General features: G+C 68.3%; 7 protein-coding genes. 3 read left to right on the top strand and 4 right to left on the bottom strand.

The genetic code is table 11. The features are described 5' to 3' along the window. Positions 1 to 165 precede the first annotated feature (165 nt). The 4 genes from ACIGKQ_RS08090 to ACIGKQ_RS08075 are packed head-to-tail and all read right to left on the bottom strand — an operon-like array spanning position 166 to position 16,243. Complete coding sequence (locus tag ACIGKQ_RS08090) at positions 166 to 945, bottom strand: ABC transporter permease (RefSeq protein ID WP_235724962.1); 780 nt, start codon at positions 943 to 945, stop codon at positions 166 to 168. Then, positions 945 to 2,030 (bottom strand): ABC transporter ATP-binding protein, encoded by a 1,086-nt coding sequence (locus tag ACIGKQ_RS08085; RefSeq protein WP_266061525.1) that lies wholly within the window; start codon positions 2,028 to 2,030, stop codon positions 945 to 947. Before ACIGKQ_RS08085 ends, ACIGKQ_RS08090 begins: the two co-directional genes overlap by 1 nt. Beyond that, on the bottom strand, positions 2,008 to 2,250 hold the full coding sequence (locus ACIGKQ_RS08080) for an MbtH family protein (RefSeq protein ID WP_235724964.1): 243 nt from the start codon (positions 2,248 to 2,250) through the stop codon (positions 2,008 to 2,010). The genes ACIGKQ_RS08085 and ACIGKQ_RS08080 overlap by 23 nt, the downstream gene beginning before the upstream one ends. A gap of 22 nt (positions 2,251 to 2,272) precedes the next feature. After that, the gene (locus tag ACIGKQ_RS08075; RefSeq protein WP_396573080.1) at positions 2,273 to 16,243 is read right to left on the bottom strand and encodes an amino acid adenylation domain-containing protein; all 13,971 of its coding nucleotides are present in this window, start codon (positions 16,241 to 16,243) and stop codon (positions 2,273 to 2,275) included. A gap of 409 nt (positions 16,244 to 16,652) precedes the next feature. Between ACIGKQ_RS08075 and rplN the strand changes: the two genes are divergently transcribed. From rplN to rplE, 3 genes are read left to right on the top strand one after another with little or no spacing between them, the layout of a single operon-like run. After that, a complete protein-coding gene (gene rplN, locus ACIGKQ_RS08070; protein ID WP_235724965.1) occupies positions 16,653 to 17,021 on the top strand; it encodes a 50S ribosomal protein L14 in 369 nt (122 codons plus the stop codon). 1 nt (position 17,022) lies between these two features. Then, positions 17,023 to 17,340, top strand: a complete 318-nt coding sequence (gene rplX / locus ACIGKQ_RS08065) for a 50S ribosomal protein L24 (RefSeq protein ID WP_235724966.1) — start codon at positions 17,023 to 17,025, stop codon at positions 17,338 to 17,340. Between the two features lie 2 nt (positions 17,341 to 17,342). Beyond that, positions 17,343 to 17,924, top strand: a complete 582-nt coding sequence (gene rplE, locus ACIGKQ_RS08060; protein ID WP_235724967.1) for a 50S ribosomal protein L5 — start codon at positions 17,343 to 17,345, stop codon at positions 17,922 to 17,924.

The raw sequence follows: 17,924 nt of genomic DNA, 5'->3' as shown, positions 1-17,924 counted from the left end.
GACGCGCCGGTGGTCCCATAACTGGCAATCCAGGTGGTCCCATCCCCATGGCAAACAATCAGCCCAGGGTGGTCCCTTCACGGTGGCAAATGACAGCTGGGCGATTCCATCGCTGGTCGAGTAGTCGCGAACGGAGTGAGTGACGTATCGAGACCACTTCAACCGTCAGCGCGTCGAACGCCGATACAAGATGAGCGACAACGGAACACAGATGGCGAGGATCGCCACGCTGGTGCCGATCGAATAGCCGACGGCGTGCTCGGCGACCCAACCGGTAGGGGCGGGGAAGTCCGGCGGCGAGGCATTGCCGAACTTCTGCCGGCATGCCGTGGCAACGGCGGTCACCGGATTCCACTCGGCGATGGGACGCAGGAAGCCAGGCAGGCTCTGCGCGGAGATGAACGCGCTCGAGAGGAAGGTGACCGGAAACATCCATAAGAAGCCGATGCTCTGCGCCACTTCGACATTGGGTGCGGCCAGTCCGGTGACGGCACCGATCCACGCCATTGCCAGCGCGAACAACACGATGATGCCGAAGGCGATCGCGGCGTCGGCGGCGCTACCACGCACCCGCCAGCCGATGGCGAGCCCGCAGGCCACCATCACCGCGAGCCCCAGGATGCCGAGCAGCATGTCCGAGCTCACCCGACCGGCGATCACCCCCAGACGTGACATCGGCAGCGAGCGGAGTCGGTCGATGATGCCGTCGGACATGTCGTTGGCGAGCCCGACGGTGGTGATCGCGGCATTGAACACCACCGTCTGGGTGAAGATCCCCGCCATCAGGAACTCCCGATAGGAGCCCCCGCCGAACGTCGCGCCGAACACATACGCGAACAGGAAGACGAACATCAACGGCTGAATTGTCGCGCTGATCAGCAGAGTGGGGATGCGGCGGACCGTCAACAGGTTTCGTTCGATGATCACTGCGGTGTCGGCGAACATCAGACACGCTCCAATCGTTGGGTGACGGCTTCGGCGGCGTGCTCGAACGACGCGCCGCCGCCCGGATCGCGGTCGCCGTGAGGATCGCTGCCGTCGGTATCTCCGCGGCCGGTGAGGTCGAGGAACACGTCATCGAGAGTCGGGGTGCTCACCGTTGCGTCGAGCACGTCGATGCCGAGTGCATCGCATACCCGGACGGCGGCCACCGCGCTGCGGGTGCCGTCGGCGACCGCGACGGTCCAGGTCTGGGCGTCGACGTGATGCGGGGCGCTCAGTCCGACCTCGGTCAGCGCGGTGCGCACTCGAGCCTCGTCGTGGCGTCCGCGGAGTTCGACAGTCAGAATCGATTGGGCGGTCGTGGCTTTCAACTCGGCAGCGGTGCCCTGGGCGCGAATCGCGCCCTGGTCGATCACCGTGATCTCATCCGCGAGTGCGTCGGCCTCCTCCAGATACTGGGTGGTCAACAGCACGGTGGTACCGGCCGCGACCTGCTCGGTGATGACATCCCACATCTGGCGGCGTCCGCGAGGGTCGAGGCCCGTGGTGGGTTCGTCGAGGATGACCAGGGATGGTTCGTTGATGAGGGCACCCGCCAGGTCGAGCCGTCGCCGCATACCGCCCGAGTAGGTGCGCATCGGTCGGTCGGCTGCATCCTCGAGGCGCAGATCGGCGATCATCGCCCGCGCCCGCTGCGACGCCACGCTCCGTCGATGCCCGTAGAGCTGGGCGACCATCCGCAGATTCTCGAACCCCGTCAGGTTGCCGTCGACGGCCGCGTATTGGCCGGACACGCCGATCATCTCGCGCACGGTGTCCGGTTCTGCGAGTGCATCCACACCGTCGACGACGACCGACCCGGCATCGGGCCGCATCAGCGTGGCGACCGCGCGCACCGTGGTGGTCTTTCCGGCGCCGTTGGGGCCGAGTAGCGCATGCACGGTGCCCGACGACACCTCGAGGTCGATGCCGCGTAGCGCCTCCACTCGCGGTCCCCGACCGAAGATCCCGGAGCGGAACGTTTTGGTGACCCCGTCGAGGCGGAGTGCGACGTCGGTGCCCCGCTCAGGCATCGCGTGTCGTCCCATGTGCCTGCTCCCTTCGTTCCATCGCTTCGATCAGGCTGGCGGGTCGCATGTCCCGCCAGTTCTCCTCGACGTAGGCAAGACAGTCGTCGTGGCCGGCCGGGCCGTATACCGTGGTCCAGCCATCGGGGACGGCGGCGAACTCGGGCCACAACGAATGCTGGTTCTCGGCGTTGACGAGTACCAGGAACACGCCTTCGGTGTTGTCGAACGGATTGGTCATCGGTCCTCCTCGCTGATGGATGTCACTGGTCGTTCGGACGACCGGGGTCCGCGGATCGGTCCGATGTGACGGACCCGTCCACGGCTGCCGCGTACGCGGTGACGTTCGCCGGCAACAACATGCGCGCGTGACTGCAGTCGACGACGAACTCGCGCACGGTTCCGGTGATCCGCCCCGCCCAGTCGTCGACGGCCGGGCCGCCGGGTGGCGGGTCGGCGGTGGCGGTGACGAATCTCGCATCCCCGGCGTAGGTCCGCGGTCGCCAGTCGGCGGCCAGCGGGGTCGCGGCCAGGAACGTGCGGTGAACCGCTGCGAACTCGTGCTCACTGAGACCCGAGAGAGGCCCACCCGCGTTGCGCACCGACTCCCACGCGTGGGCGATACTCGGCTCTTGCCCGTCGTCGGTGTCGATGTCCAGACCGAATTCGGCCATCAGCTCAGCGACCGACGGGGTCCGGTCGAATCCCGGACGATCGGCCACGACAAAGGAATCCAGCAATGTCAGCTCGTCGACGACGTCGCCCGACTCGGACAGTTGCACCGCCATCTCCTGGGCGATGAGCCCGCCCAGCGACCAGCCGAGCAGCCGGTACGGCCCCTGTGGTGCAACCGAACGGATCAGTTGCACGTAGTGAGCGGCCAGCTCGGTGATCGACTCGGGTGCCCGACCGCCGGACAGCATCGGGTTCTGCAGTCCGTAGACGGCGCGCCCGCGGTCGATGTGCGGCAGCAGTGATGTGAAACTCCACGACAGGCCGATCGCCGGATGCACCACGAACAGCGGACTGTCGTCACCGGTGTGTGCATCCCCGCCGGCAGCCGGCCGTCGTAGCGGCAGCAGGGTCGCGAACGGATCCACCATTCCGGTGGAGTTGTCGGCATCGTCGATCACCGCCGCGAGCTCGGCGGGAGTGGGTGCGCCGAAGAGGATTCCGGCGTTGACGTCGCGGCCGAAGCGCTCGCTGAGTCGGGTGGTGACCGTGGTGGCCATCAGCGAGTTGCCCCCGAGGTCGAAGAACCCTTCCTCGGCACCGACCGCGTCGTCGTCGATCTCGAGCACCTCGGCGAACACGGCAGCCACGGTCGCCTCGGTGCCCGGCCGCGGTGCCCGCGACCGGGACACGATCTCCGGTTGCGGCAGTGCCCGGCGATCGAGTTTGCCGACCGGCGTGAGCGGGATCGCCTCGAGGACGGTGATCGATGACGGGACCATGTGCCGGGGCAGGACCGTCGCAACCTGACGGCGTAGCTCGTCGACATCCGGCGTCTGTCCGTCGGCGGCGGTCACGTAGCTGCGGATCATCGGCGGACCGCTGCCCTCGTGATCGGCCCCGTCGATGATGGTCGCGGCGAAGTCGACCGTCGGCGCGGCGGCCAACGCGTCGTCGATCTCGCCGAGTTCCACACGGAAGCCCCGGATCTGCACCTGATCATCGTCGCGGCCGACGTAACGCAGCCGGTTGTCCGCGGTCCAGCACGCCAGGTCACCGGTGCGATACATCCGGTTGCCGGCGTGACTCGGGCCGGCGACCATCGGCGCGGGAACGAATTTCGTGGACGTCAGTTGCGGTCGCCCGTGATAGCCGCGGGTGACCTGGCCGCCGACGAGATACAACTCTCCGGTCACCCCCGGCGGCACCGGGTGCAGTCGTTCGTCGAGCACCAGTGCACCCACCCCGTTGTTCGGGGTGCCGATGGTGAGCTCGGTGTCGGCGTCGAGTTCGTCACTGCCGGTGGTGATCACGGTGGTCTCAGTGGGTCCGTAGACGTTGATGACGGTGCGGCCCGGAGCCCAACGGCGGACCAGTTCGGCACCGAAGGCCTCGCCGCCGATGGCCAGCGACGCCAGGGTGGGCACCGCATGGGGATCCATGGTGGCCACTGCGGCCGGCGTGATGAACGCGTGGGTGACCCCGTGGCGGTCGATGAAGTCCGACAACGGTTTACCGCCGTAGACATCAGTCGGCGCGATGACCAGCGCCGACGCCCCGGCCGCAGCCATCAAGAACTCCAGCACCGACGCGTCGAAGCTGGGGGAAGCGAAATGCAGGACCCGTGAGGACATGTTGGGTGCCATCCGGTCGCGCAGCTCGTCGCGCACCGCCCGCAGCCCCGAGTGTGGTACCAGCACGCCCTTGGGCCTGCCGGTCGACCCGGAGGTGTAGATCATGTACGCCAATTGATCGGTGCGGATCGGTGCGATCCGTTCGCCGGGGCCGAGCGGCGCGGGCGACGAATGACCGATGCGGGTTCGAACAGCGGGATCGTCGAGTACGACGACCGGTGTGCCGGCATCGGTGGGAACCGACGAACGTGCCTGCTCGGTGGTCACCACCAGGCGGGCGCCGCTGTCGGCGAGCATGTGCGCGATCCGATCTGCCGGATACGTCGGGTCGATCGGCACGTAGGCGGCGCCGGACCGGACGATCGCCCAGATCGCGACCAGCGCATCGATGGACCGGGGTACGGCCATGGCCACCACAGGTTCGGCCGCCGCGAGGTCCACGGACTCGGGATCAGCGCCGATCCCGCGGCCGAGCAGGACGCGGGCGAGTCGGTTGGCGCGCGCGTCGAGTTCGGCGTAGGTGATCGATGCGTCCTCGGTGATCGCTGCGCAACCGTCCGGGTTGCGCCGCACCGCCTCGTCGAGCAGGGCGTCGAAGGTGGCCGGTGCCGCGGGCGTCGGACCGGTCATCGGCGACAGCCGCGCGACCTCGAGTGGATCGGTGACCCGGATGTCGCCGACGAGGCGCTGCGGGTCGCACAGCATCGCCCGCAGCACCCGCATGAGGCGCATGACGAGCATCTCTACCTCGTCGCGGCGATAGCGTGCCGCCGCATAGGACACCTCGAGGGCTGCGTTGTCGGCGTCCGGGCTCATCCCGGTGACGGTGAACTGCAGATCGAACTTCGCTGTGCCCGTGTCCACCTCGGACACGTCGACGTCGAGACCGGTGTCGACCGACAGCGAGGTGCCATCGATGCCGTCGGCGAAGTCGTGCACCGACAACGCGATCTGGAACAACGGATGCCGTCCGGCCTCGCGAGGTGGGTTGACTTCGCTGACCACGTCGTCGAAGGGCACGTCGCGGTTGTCGAGCGCAGCGAGGTCGTCGTCGCGGACCGCGGCGACGAGGTCGGCGACGCTGCCGCTCGGTTCGATCTGAGTGCGCAGCGCAAGGGTGTTCACGAACATCCCCACCACTCGGGAGAAGTCGAGATCGGTTCCCGACCGCGGCGACCGGTTGGCAACCGGCGTGCCGATCACCAGATCCCGGCCGAGTCCCATGCGGTGCAACAGGATCGTCAGGGCGGTGTGCAGTACCGAGAATGCGGTGGTGTGGTGGTCGCGGACGAAGTCGGCCAGCCCGCTACGCACATCGTCGTCGAAGGCAACGGTGGTGACGGCACCGGAATCGTCGTCGGTGCGATCCCCTTCGATCCGCCGATCCCGGTCGGTGCCGCCGTCGGAGACGGGCAGGGTCGTCTCGGTCGGTGCGCCGGCGAGTCGATTCACCCAGTACGCCACCTGATCCTCGGGACGGTCGTCGCCGACGCGTTGCGCGTAGTCGCGGAAGTCGACATCGGCGGGGGGCCACGGATCGGTACGGCCGTCGATTCGTTCCCGGTAAGCGGTCAGCAGGTCGCCGACGAGTACCGGCAACGACGCCCCGTCCGCGGCGATGTGGTGTACGGCGAGCACCAGCACGTGTTCCCCGGTGCCGGCAGCGGCCACCGCAACGCGCAACGGTGCGTCGAGGGTCAGATCGAACGGTCGCGCGGCGAGTTCGTCGGCCACCCCGGACGGATCTGCGTGTCGGTGCACGCGGAGTGCCCCGATGACGTCGGCCGGTTCGTCGAGCACCACGCCGACAGGCCGACCGTCGCGGATCGGATACACCGTGCGCAGTGCGGTGTGTCGCGACACGACATCGGTCAGGGCGCCGCGCAGGGCATCGACCGACAGCTCACCATGCAACCGCAGGGCCAGCGGGATCGTGTACTGCACCGAGTCGGGCGTGGCACGTGTGATCGACCAGAGGCGCCGCTGCACCGGTGCCAGGGGTACGGTCGACGGCCGCTCGGCCGGCGGTCCCGCGGGGGCTGCCGGGGTCACATCGACCTCGGCCCGCTCCGGGTCGATGTCGACGCGATCGGCCAGATCGGCGATCCTCGGGTGGTCGAAGACCTCTCGGACGCGCAGCGGTTCGCCCCGATGGAGGTGGTTGAGCCGGCTGGTCACGGTGGTCGCCTGCAGCGACGTGCCGCCGAGTGCGAAGAAGTCGTCGTCGGCTGCCACCTCGTCGTGGCCGAGCACCTCGGCGATCACTCGCGCCACCACGTGTTCGGCGGCGGATGCCGGTGCCCGGCCGGGCACCGACCGCCGATGGCGGTTCGGCGTGGGCAGAGCCGCGCGATCCAGCTTGCCGTTGCGGGTCAGCGGGATCTGATCGATGACGGTGACCGATGCCGGGACCATCTGCGCGGGTAGACGTCCCCGGACGGTGTCGAGAATGTCGGCACCCTCGGGTCGGTCACCGGCCGCCAGATCATCTCGCAGCGTCACGTACGCGGCCAACGCGGCTTCGGCGCCGCTGCCCACGACCAGTGTGCCGGCCCAGTCGACTGCCCGATGGCGGCCCAACGCGGCGTCCACCTCGTCGAGCTCGATCCGGAAACCACGGACCTTGACCTGATTGTCGGTGCGGCCGTGGTAGATCAGCGCACCGTCGCCGCGTCGGCTCACGATGTCACCGGTCCGGTACATGACCGTGCCGCTACCGCCGGGGGCGGCGACGAACCGGGTCGTGGTGGCCTCCGTGCGGTTGAGATAGCCGCGCGCCACGCCAGGACCGACCAGGTACAGCTCGCCGGGCACGCGGTCGGCGACCGGACGCAGCCGGTGGTCCAGCACCAGGGCGGTCGCGTCGTCGACCGGTGTGCCGATGGTGATCTCGTCACCGGGCGTCAACGGGTGCGACATCGTGGCGACGATCGTGGTCTCGGTGGGGCCGTAGCAGTTGAGATAGCGGCGACCCGGAGCCCAACGCGCCACCAGTTCCGGCGGTGACGCCTCGCCGCCGACACCGAGGGTCTGCAACGCGGGCAGCTCGCGGGGAGCGGCCGCCGACAACGCGGCCGGCGTGATGAACGCATGCGTGACCGCCTGCGTGTCGAGCAAATCGACGAGTTCGTCACCGCCGTACACCGTAGGTGGTGCGATGACCATGGTGGCGCCTGCCTCGACCGCGAGGAGCAGTTCCAGCATCGCGGCATCGAAACTCGGTGACGCGAAGTGCAGGGTACGGCTCTCGGGAGTCACCTGATAGAGCTCCCGCTGCGACGCGGCGAACGCCGCCAATCCGCGGTGGGTGACGCAGACGCCCTTGGGTGTTCCGGTCGAGCCCGACGTGTAGATGACGTAGGCCGCGCTGTCGATGTGGCGCGGTCCGCGCGCGGTGACTCGCGATGTACCCCGACCGGAATCCAGTGCCTCGGGACCGATCCACCAGAGGTGGTGCGGCAGTGTGCCGAAATGCGCGGCGGCCGTGATGCCCAGGATGGCGCCGGAGTCGGCCAGCATGTGGGTCACCCGGTCGGCGGGATAGCCGGGATCGATGGGCAGCGCCGCGGCGCCCGCCTTGGCGACCGCCCACACGGCGACAACGGATTCGATCGAGCGTTCCAAGGCGATCGCGATGACGTCGTCGGTGCCGATACCCAGGTCGATCAGATGGCGCGCCCATGCCGCCGAGCGTTCGTCGAGATCGCGGTAGTCGATGGAGTCGGTGCCCGCTTCGATGGCAGTCCGCGCCGGATGCTCGTGGGCACAAGCCTCGAGAATGTCGGCGAGGTGCCGCGGCTGCGTGGTCGGCGCGGCCACCTCAGGCTGCACACCGAGAACGTGGTCGTCGATCCGACGATCGGGGTCGGCGACGATCTGCCGGGCCAGCGACACGAATGCATCGGCGATGCGGCGCACGCGCTCACGGCTCAATACGTCACCGGCATAAGTGAAACGTGCCCGGTCGCCGCGTATGCGTAACTCGAGATCAAAACGTGCCGAACCGGTGTCGACCTCCTGCGCCTCGACCGCCAGACCGTCGAGTTCGAGCATCGGACCTGACGGTGTGCGCCCGTCGGTGGTCTCGGCATCGAAGGCCAGGACCACACCGAACAGCGGATGACGGCCGTTGCGTGGAGGATTGACCGCCGCGACAACCTGCTCGAATGGCAGGTCGGCCTGCGACAACGCCTCCAGGTCGCACCGACGCACGGTGTCGAGCAACTCACCGAAGGTGGCCGAACCGTCGATCGGGGTGCGCAACACCACCGAGTTGACGAACATCCCGACGAGATCGGACAGTCGCGGATCATTGCGCCCGGCAACCGGGGTCCCGATCACCACATCGGCGCGATCGCCCGTGACGTGGACGTCTGGGTCGGAGTGCAGCCGATGCAGCAGGGCGGCGAACACGGTGTGCACGGTCATGAAGTCGGTGGCCTTGCCGTCGGCGAGATCACGCAGGCTGCTTCGCAGTCCGGCGTCGAAAGCCACGTCCACGACGCCGGTGTGTGGCTCGTCGTCGGCCCCCTCGACGTGGTCGGGGAGCAGGACGGGGGCGGTGTCGATCCCGTCGAGTTCGCGACGCCACCAGTCGGCCAGTTCGGCCTGCCGCGTCCCGTCCTGCCCGTCGATCCCGTGCGCGTCGATCGACAGACCGCGCTGCGGGTCGACACCCAGATTCTCGGCCTGCCACCGCAGATAGTCGCGGTAACCGACCGAAAGTGGACGCTGCGCCGGTGATCGACCGGCCCGCAGGTCCGCGTACGCCCCGGCGATGTCACGCGCCAGCGGCGTCATCGACCAACCGTCGGCAGCGATGTGGTGCACGACGATGGTCAGCTTGTGGTGTTGTTCGCCCGATTCGCTGGTCGGTGAGGAGCGAGGCGCCAGCCGAGTGTCACGAAGGGCCCCGCCATCCCGTCCGTTCTCGATGCGGTGCAGCGCGATTCGGATCGGCGCCTCGGTGGTGAGATCGAAACCACGACGCGCCAGCACAGCGGCGTCGGCGTCGGCGCCCGCATCGTCGGTGACGACGGTGGTGAACGCACTCACGACCTCGTCGGCCGATCGGATCTCCATCACCGGGCGGCCGTCGTGTTCGGGGTAGACGGTGCGCAACGGTTCGTGGCGCGCCACCGCATGGCGCACGGCGCCACCGAGCGCTTCGACGTCGAGGTCGCCACGCAGGTCGAGCGCGAACGCGATGTTGTAGGCACTGGCTGACATCTCCGTGCCGCCCGCCTCGCCACCGGCCTGTTCGTCGCTTGCCAGGCGGTTGAGGAACCAGAGCTGCTGCTGCGCCGGTCCGGGGGCCACGACGGCGTCGGGATCGTGGCGCAGCTGGGAGAGCGGATGTGTGTCCGTCGCCTGGTCGACCGGGTTGCTGTCGGTGGTACCCGATTCGGCCGGTGCCCGGTCGCCGACGTCCGCGGCAAGACGGGCCATCGCGGCGACGGTGGAGTGCTCGAACACTTCTCGCACGCTCACCCGGCGCCCGGCGATCTGCTCGAGACCGCCCACCAGTTGGGTCGCCGACAACGAGTTGCCGCCCAGATCGAAGAAGTCGTGGTCGCGGCCGATCTCGGAGACGTCGAGGCCCAGCTGTTCGGCCAGCAGTGTGGCCACCGACCGTTCGGCGGCGGTACGTGGCGCCACATAGCTCGTGTCGGTGTCGATGCCGAGTGACGCCGGGTCGGGCAGCGCCCGGAGATCGACCTTGCCGATCGGGGTGGTGGGGATCTCGTCGAGTTCGATGATCGCCGACGGGATCATGTGCCGGGGCAACCGCTGCGCCAGACGAGCTCGGATGTCGGCTGTCACGTCGCCGCCGGCGTCGCGGGCGGCCCCGGTGAGGGTGACGTAGGCGACGAGCCGGGCCGTCGACGGAGCGCCGACGGTGGTGGCCACCGCGGCGGTCACCAGGTCGTCGTTGACGAGGGCGGCGTCGATCTCGCCGAGTTCGATCCGGTGGCCGCGGATCTTGATCTGATGGTCGGCACGGCCACGGAACTCCAGTCGGCGTCCGGTCGGTTCCGGTGTGTCACTGGTCCACCGCACCAGGTCGCCGGTGCGGTACATGCGGTCGCCGGGATCGCCATAGGGGTTGGCGACGAAGCGTTTCGAGGTCAGCGGTCGCACCCCGTGGTACCCACGGGCCAGGTGCGGGCCGGCGATGTAGAGTTCGCCGACCGACCCGGGTGCGACCGGCTGCAACCGTTCGTCCAGCACCATCGCGGCAATCCCGCGGATCGGACGGCCGATGGTGAGGATTTCGTCGCCTGGGTCGATCTCACCGGACATGGTGGCGACCACGGTGGTCTCGGTGGGCCCGTACGCGTTGAACAGGGCCCGGCGGGCCGACCATCGCCGCACGACCTCCGGGTTGGGGTGCTCGCCACCGATGACGAGCGTCCGAAGGTCCGGGAGCTCATCGGGATCCATCGTCGACAACAACGACGGCGTCAGGAATGCGTGGGTGATGCGATGTGCCCGCAGCAGTTCGGCGAGTTCACGCCCACCGACGACCCCGGACGGTGCGACATGCATGGTGGCCGCCGCAGACACGGCCATCAGCAGTTCGAGAACCGAGGCGTCGAAGCTGGGGGAGGCCAGTTGCAGGGTCCGGCTCTCGGGGCTCAGACCGAATGCGCGCACCTCCTCGGCGGCGAAGTCGGCGATGCCTCGGTGATTGACCACCACACCCTTCGGGGTGCCGGTGGTGCCCGAGGTGTAGATCAGATACGCCGGATGGTCGACGTCGAGCGGCGCGTGGCGGTCCGTGTCGGTCGGCGCCGTCGCGTCGAGTTCGTCGAGCTCGGCACGGATCCCGTCGTCGTCGAGAAGCACGGTGTGTGCTCGCTCGACGCCGGGGTCGCTGTCGCGGGTGGTCACCACCAGTTCTGCGCCGGAGTCATCGATCATGAAGGCGATGCGCTCGGCGGGATACTCCGGATCCACCGGGACCCACGCCGCGCCGGTGCGGGCGATCGCCCAGAGTGTGACGATCCAGTCGACGCCGCGCGGCATCGACACGGCGACGAACCTCTCGGGTCCCGCTCCGAGCGTGAGCAGCAGTCGGGCCAGCCGGTTGGCGGCGGCGTCGAGTTCGGAATAGGTGAGTGCGCGGGTGCCGTCGGTGACGGCCACCCGGTGCGGTTCGGCGTCGACGGCGGTCGTCAGGATGCGGGACAGGTGCTCGACCGGGCGCTTCCCGGCGCCCACCGCGGGAACCAGATCGAGTCGCTCAATCGGTTCCAGCAGCGAGACGTCGCCGATGGTGACCTGCGGGTCGGCGAGGACCGCGGTGATCAGGCGACGCAACCTGGTGCTCAGTCCGGTGATGGTCGAACGGTCGAACAATGCTGCAGCATAACCGAGTTCGATGCTCATTCCGCCCGGTCCGCCGTCGGCGGCGCGATGCTCGGTGAAGGTGAACTGCAAGTCGAATTTGGTGTGTCCGGTGTCGATCCGCGATGCGGTGGCCGCCAGTCCGGCGAAGTCCACGTCGATGGCGGAGCTGTCCTCGAGTGCCACGGACACCTGAAAGAGCGGATGCGAGTTACCCCGGTCCGGGTTGAGTTCGGTCACCAGCCGGTCGAACGGCAGGTCGGCATGCTCGAACGCAGCAAGGTCTCGGTCGCGGACGTGCGTCAGCAGCTCGGCGAACGAGCTGTCCTTGGCCACGTCGGTCCGGAGGACGACGGTGTTGACGAACATCCCGACCATCGCGTCCACCTCGGCGTCGCCGCGGCCGGAGACCGGCGTGCCGACAGAGATGTCGGAGGTCTGGCTCATGCTGCGCAGCAGCGTCGCCACCAGCGCGTGGCACACCATGAACACCGTCGACCCGTGGGCTTCGGCGATGTCTCGGACCTTCTGGTGCACAGCCGGTTCGAGGCCGGCGTGCAGCAGGCCGCCGGTCGCATCGGGAACGCGGGGACGTGGGCGATCGAAAGGCAGTTCGGTCTCGCGCGGCGCATCGGCCAGTTCGGCAGACCAGAAGCCGAGGTCCTCGGCCACGGTGTCGGCGAGTTGTGCGTGTCGCCGGGCACTGACCTGAGAGTAGGTCAGTGGGAGCGCGACGAAGTCGGGTGCCGCACCATCGCGACGGGCACGATAGGCCTGCGCGAGATCGGTGGCCAGTGGTGCCAGCGACCAGCCATCGGCGGCGATGTGATGGATCACCACGGTCAGATGGTGGTCGGCGTCGCCGGTACGGATGATTCGTGCCCGGATCGGCAGGTCGGCGGCGAGGTCGAATGGTGCCGAAGCGAATTCGGTCACCGGCGAGGCCGCCTCGGCGTCGAGCACCGGAACCCGGAGATCCACGTCGGCTGCGTCGATCACGTCGGCGTACGGGGTCCCGGCGTGTTCGGTCACGCGGGTGCGCAACGGTTCATGCCGGGCGACGACATCGCGCATCGCCTCCGCCAGGGCGTCGGTGTCGAGCTCGCCGACCAGCCGGACCGTGAACGGGATGTTGTAGGTCGCGGCGTCGGTGGTCTCCATCCGGTTGGTCAGCCAGAGTCGGGTGGCCGCCGGCGAGAGCGGGACGGGCCCGGCAGGGAGGTCGGCAGAAGCGATGTCGGCAGTCGCGACGTCCGGCGCGGGCGCGTCGGCGAGCACGGTCTCGTCGACACCGAGCGACCGGACGGCGTCGGCGATACCCGCGATGTCCTTGGCGTCGAACAGGGTCCGGATACCCACGCGGTGGCCCGTCGATCGGGTCAGGCGTGCCGCGACCCGGGTCGCCGACAACGAGTTGCCACCGATGTCGAAGAAGCTATCGGTCATCGAGATCCGGTCCACGCCCAGGACGGCGGAGACAGTGTCGGCGACCAGCGCGTCCAGCGGTGCCGTCGGGGCGACGTACTCTCCGGCGTCGCGATACGCGGGCGCCGGCAGCGCACGCCGGTCGAGTTTCCCGTTGGGTGTGGTGGGCAGCTCGTCGAGCACCACGATGGCGGTGGGGATCATGTGCTCGGGGAGCCGGTCGCCGAGTTCGACGCGGAGATCACGGTCACCGAGGTCGTTGTCGCCGATCACGTACCCGACGAGCGTCTGTTCACCGGCGACGACGTCGTCGCGGATGAGGACGGCTGCCGAGCGGACGCCACTCAGTGTGCTCAGGGCGGCTTCCACCTCACCGAGCTCGACTCGCTGGCCGCGGATCTTGACCTGGGAGTCACTGCGCCCGAGATACTCCAGTTCGCCGTCGGGACGGCGCCGGACCAGATCCCCGGTGCGGTAGAGGCGGTCGCCGCCACCGTGCGGGTCGGCGACGAATCGTCCCGCAGTCAGATCCGCGCGGCCGGTGTAGCCCCGCGCGAGTTGCACGCCGGACAGATACAGTTCGCCGACCGCTCCGATCGGTTGCGGTCGCAGACGGTGGTCGAGCACGCATGCGGCGGTGTTCCATACCGGAGTACCGATCGGCACCGTGCTGTCGTCGGTGGCGCAGCGGTCGTGAAAGGTCACGTCGATCGCGGCCTCGGTGGGCCCATAGAGGTTGTGGATCGGTGCATCGGTGAGCGTGGCGGTGGCGCCGACGGTCTCCGGCGTCAACGCCTCCCCGCTGGTGAAGATCTGCCGCAGCGAGCCCAGATCGTCGTGAGTCGCGGCCGCGTCGTCGCCGTGAGCGGCGGAGAAGGTGGACAGCATCGACGGGACGAAGTGGACGGTGGTGATCTGTGTCGCTGCGATCACGTCCCGCAGATACCACGGATCGCGGTGCCCGTCCGGGCGCGGGATCACCAGTGATGCACCGGACACCAACGGCCAGAAGAACTCCCACACCGACACGTCAAAGGTGGCGGGGGTCTTCTGCAGGACCCGGTCGTCGGGGGTGAGGGTGTAGCGCGACTGCATCCAGCGCAGGCGGTTGACGATCGCCCGGTGGGAGATCATGACACCCTTGGGTTTTCCGGTCGACCCAGAGGTGAACAGGACGTAGGCGGGGTGATCGCCGCGTAGGGAGTCGCGTACGCGGCGACGGGCGGCGCGGGTGGTGACCGCCGGAGCCGCGGAGTGGTCGGCGAGACCGGACAGGGTGACGGTCTCGACAGTCGGGTCGGTGGTCTGTGGGCGGCCGAGGGCGCCGATCACCAGGGTCGGTCGGGCGGTCGACATGATGTGACCGAGTCGTTCGGCAGGTTCGTCCGGGTCGATGGGCAGAAAGGCACCACCGGCGCGGATCGTCGCGTGCAGCGCCACCACCTGGTCGATGCTGCGGGGCAACGCCACCCCGACCACACTCTCCGGCCCGACACCGCGGGCCCGCAGGCCCGCCGCGACGGCTTCGGCGCGCGCGGTCAATTCGGCGTAGCTGAGCTGACCGATTGTCGCGCCGATGTGGTCGGTGTACTCGGAGACAGGGGACTCGGAGACGGGGGAATCGGAGACGGGAGAATCGTCGAGCAAAGCTGCCCGGCGACCGTGACGGCCGGCGGCATCGGAGAGCAGATCGAGCAGGGTAGTGTCGCCGAGGTCGACGGGCTCCCCGATAGCCGTGTGTGCCACGGTGCGGGCTTCTTCATCACCCATCACCGCGAGGTCGCCGACCGCGGTTGCCGGGTCGGCCGTGACGAACCGCTCCAGGAACTCCACGATTCGCCCATGGTGGGTGCGGATCTCCCATGGTGAGTAGACATTCGGATTGGCCTCGAGATCGAGCCGCATCCCGCCGGTGAAGCCGTCATAGACATTGACCGACGCATCCTCGACCGGGCCGGTGGACAGGACATTCAGTTCGCCGCGCAGGGTGCCGAAATCGATGTGCTCGAAGAACAGCATCACGTTGACCATCGGGCCGAAGAAGCCACGTCGGCCCCCGGCGGCGCCGAGCACATCGCCGGTGATGTCCTCGTGGCGGAACTTCTGGTGGCGCACGGCCTGTTTGATCTCACGGTTCACCGATCCCAGGAGGTCGGCGACGGACACCGGTTGCGCACCACCGTCGATGCGTGCGCGCACCGGCACGACGTTGGAGGTCAGGCCGGCCGAGGTCCGCAGGATGTCGCGGTCGCGGGCAGCCATCGGCAGGCTCAGCATGGTCGTGTCGCGGTCGTTGAGCCGTGCCAGGTAGGCGGCGACCGCGGCAGTGATCACCGACGCGGCGCGCACACCGTGTTCGGTGGCGCGGGCACGGATGCGATCGACCAACGCCCGCGGCAGGGTGTGCGCCCGCACGGTTGCGGTCGGCGCGGCTGCCGCGGTCGCCGACGACAGCGACGTGATCTCGGGCAGTTGCCCACTGTCGCCGCCCGCATGCGCATCATCGAGCAGGGTGGCCGCCCAGTGCGCGCGGTCCCGGGCGAACTGATCGGACGACCGGTACTCGGCGTCGAGTGCGGCGATGTCGGCCATCGAGGCGATGTCGGCCGGCGGGGCTTCGTCGCCGTCGACGATTGCGGTGTAGTGCTGTGCGACGCGCAGCATCATGTACATCGCCGCGTACCCGTCGAACGCCAGGTGGTGACCCCAGCAGTACCAAATGTGATGTCTGTCGCCGAGGCGCAGCAGATAGGTCTCGAGCAGCGGATCGGTGAACAGGTCGGTTACCTGGGACCGGTGCTCGTCGATCCAGGTCATCGCCGCCGCACGTGGATCGTCGGCCGCGCTGAAGTCACGTCGCCCCAGGGTGACCGTGCGGGTGCGGTCCACCACCACGTGCGGTTCGTCGTCGCCGGCGGGCACCAGGCGCAGCAGTCCCGATTCGGTCTCGTCGCAGGTCACTGCGACGGCGCGCTGCATGATGTCGCCGTCGACGGTGTCGCGGAACTCGGCGAAGGCCGCCACCGCCATCGGCACATCGGGGTCGAGCTGCTGGGCGTAGTAGATGCCGCGCTGGGCCGCGGTCATCGACAGCGGCGCGCCGAGGCCGTCGGCGGAGTGGGCATCGGTGCGGATGACGTTGTCGGTGGTCACGCAGTCCTCCTCGTCTCGGCGGTGCCATCGGCCGGGTGGCCGACCATGTGTGCCGTCTGCGGGTACTTCGCGTGGCGAAGGGTGGGCGGATTGGTCTGCTTTCGGGCCCCGCCGACAGATTCCGGAATCGCGCCGAGAGCATGCGGAATCGCGCCGGCTTGACCCGGTAACCTGTCGTGAAAATGTCTGCGCACGTGGAGTGCTCCACGGATTTGGTCCCCACCTGCGGTTCCCCTACACTTGTGGGGTTGCCTGCGGCACTGACGTGCCGCAAATCGGCTCGCGAACCCACTGGGATGGCCGTCGGAAGACGAAAACCCCAGGCAGGCGCGTGTCCGGTGGGCAGCAGACCGTGTGCGTCGGGTCGGCAATCCGGCGGGCATACAAGTCCAGGTCAAGGAGACAACGAGTGATTCAGCAGGAATCTCGCCTGCGGGTCGCCGACAACACCGGAGCAAAGGAAATCCTCTGCATCCGCGTGCTCGGCGGTTCCTCGCGGCGCTATGCCGGCATTGGTGATGTGATCGTCGCCACTGTCAAGGACGCCATCCCCGGTGGCAACGTGAAGAAGGGCGAGGTCGTCAAGGCCGTCGTCGTGCGCACCTCCAAGGAGCGCCGCCGTTCGGACGGCAGCTACATCCGCTTCGACGAGAACGCGGCCGTCATCCTCAAGGGTGAGAGCGATCCCCGCGGGACCCGCATCTTCGGCCCGGTCGGCCGTGAGCTGCGTGAGAAGAAGTTCATGAAGATCGTGTCGCTGGCACCGGAGGTGATCTGACATGAAGGTGCACAAGGGTGACACCGTGATCGTCATCTCGGGCAAGGACAAGGGCGCCAAGGGCAAGGTCATCCAGGCCTTCCCGCAGGAGCAGCGAGTTCTGGTCGAGGGCGTCAACCGCATCAAGAAGCACACCGCCGCCTCGGCCAACGAGCGTGGCGCATCCTCCGGCGGCATCGTGACCCAGGAGGCCCCGATCCACGTGTCGAACGTGATGGTCGTGGACTCCGACGGAAACCCGACCCGCGTGGGCTACCGCGTGGACGAGGAGTCCGGCAAGAAGGTCCGTATTTCCCGCAAGAACGGGAAGGACATCTGATCATGACTTCTACTGAAACCAAGACCCAGCCGCGCCTGAAGACTCGCTACCGCGAGGAGATCAAGGACGCGCTCAACACCGAGTTCGACTACGCCAACGTCATGCAGATCCCCGGCGTGGTCAAGGTCGTCGTGAACATGGGTGTCGGCGACGCCGCCCGCGACGCCAAGCTGATCAACGGTGCCGTCGAGGACCTCGCGCTGATCACCGGTCAGCGCCCGGAGATCCGGCGCGCCCGCAAGTCCATCGCGCAGTTCAAGCTGCGTGAGGGCATGCCGATCGGTGCCCGCGCCACGCTGCGCGGCGACCGGATGTGGGAGTTCCTGGACCGTCTCGTGTCCATCGCACTGCCGCGTATCCGCGACTTCCGCGGACTCTCCGATCGCCAGTTCGACGGCAACGGCAACTACACGTTCGGCCTCAACGAGCAGTCGATGTTCCACGAGATCAACATCGACAAGATCGACCGGCCGCGCGGTATGGACATCACCGTCGTGACCACGGCGACCAACGACGAGGAAGGCCGCGCGCTGCTGCGTCACCTGGGCTTCCCGTTCAAAGACAACTCCGTGAAGGAGAACTGA

It is taken from the genome of Gordonia sp. NPDC062954 (assembly GCF_044543825.1).
GTDB classification, from domain to species: domain Bacteria; phylum Actinomycetota; class Actinomycetes; order Mycobacteriales; family Mycobacteriaceae; genus Gordonia; species Gordonia tangerina.
Note: the sequence above shows the minus strand (reverse complement) of the source record. Positions and strands in the feature narration are given on the sequence as shown.

Excerpts from the sequence above, each read along its gene's own strand:
- rplE (WP_235724967.1), top strand. The coding sequence starts at position 17,343 with ATGACTTCTACTGAAACCAAGACCCAGCCGCGCCTGAAGACTCGCTAC.
- rplX (WP_235724966.1), top strand. The coding sequence starts at position 17,023 with ATGAAGGTGCACAAGGGTGACACCGTGATCGTCATCTCGGGCAAGGAC.
- ACIGKQ_RS08080 (WP_235724964.1), bottom strand. The coding sequence starts at position 2,250 with ATGACCAATCCGTTCGACAACACCGAAGGCGTGTTCCTGGTACTCGTC.
- ACIGKQ_RS08085 (WP_266061525.1), bottom strand. The coding sequence starts at position 2,030 with ATGGGACGACACGCGATGCCTGAGCGGGGCACCGACGTCGCACTCCGC.
- ACIGKQ_RS08090 (WP_235724962.1), bottom strand. The coding sequence starts at position 945 with ATGTTCGCCGACACCGCAGTGATCATCGAACGAAACCTGTTGACGGTC.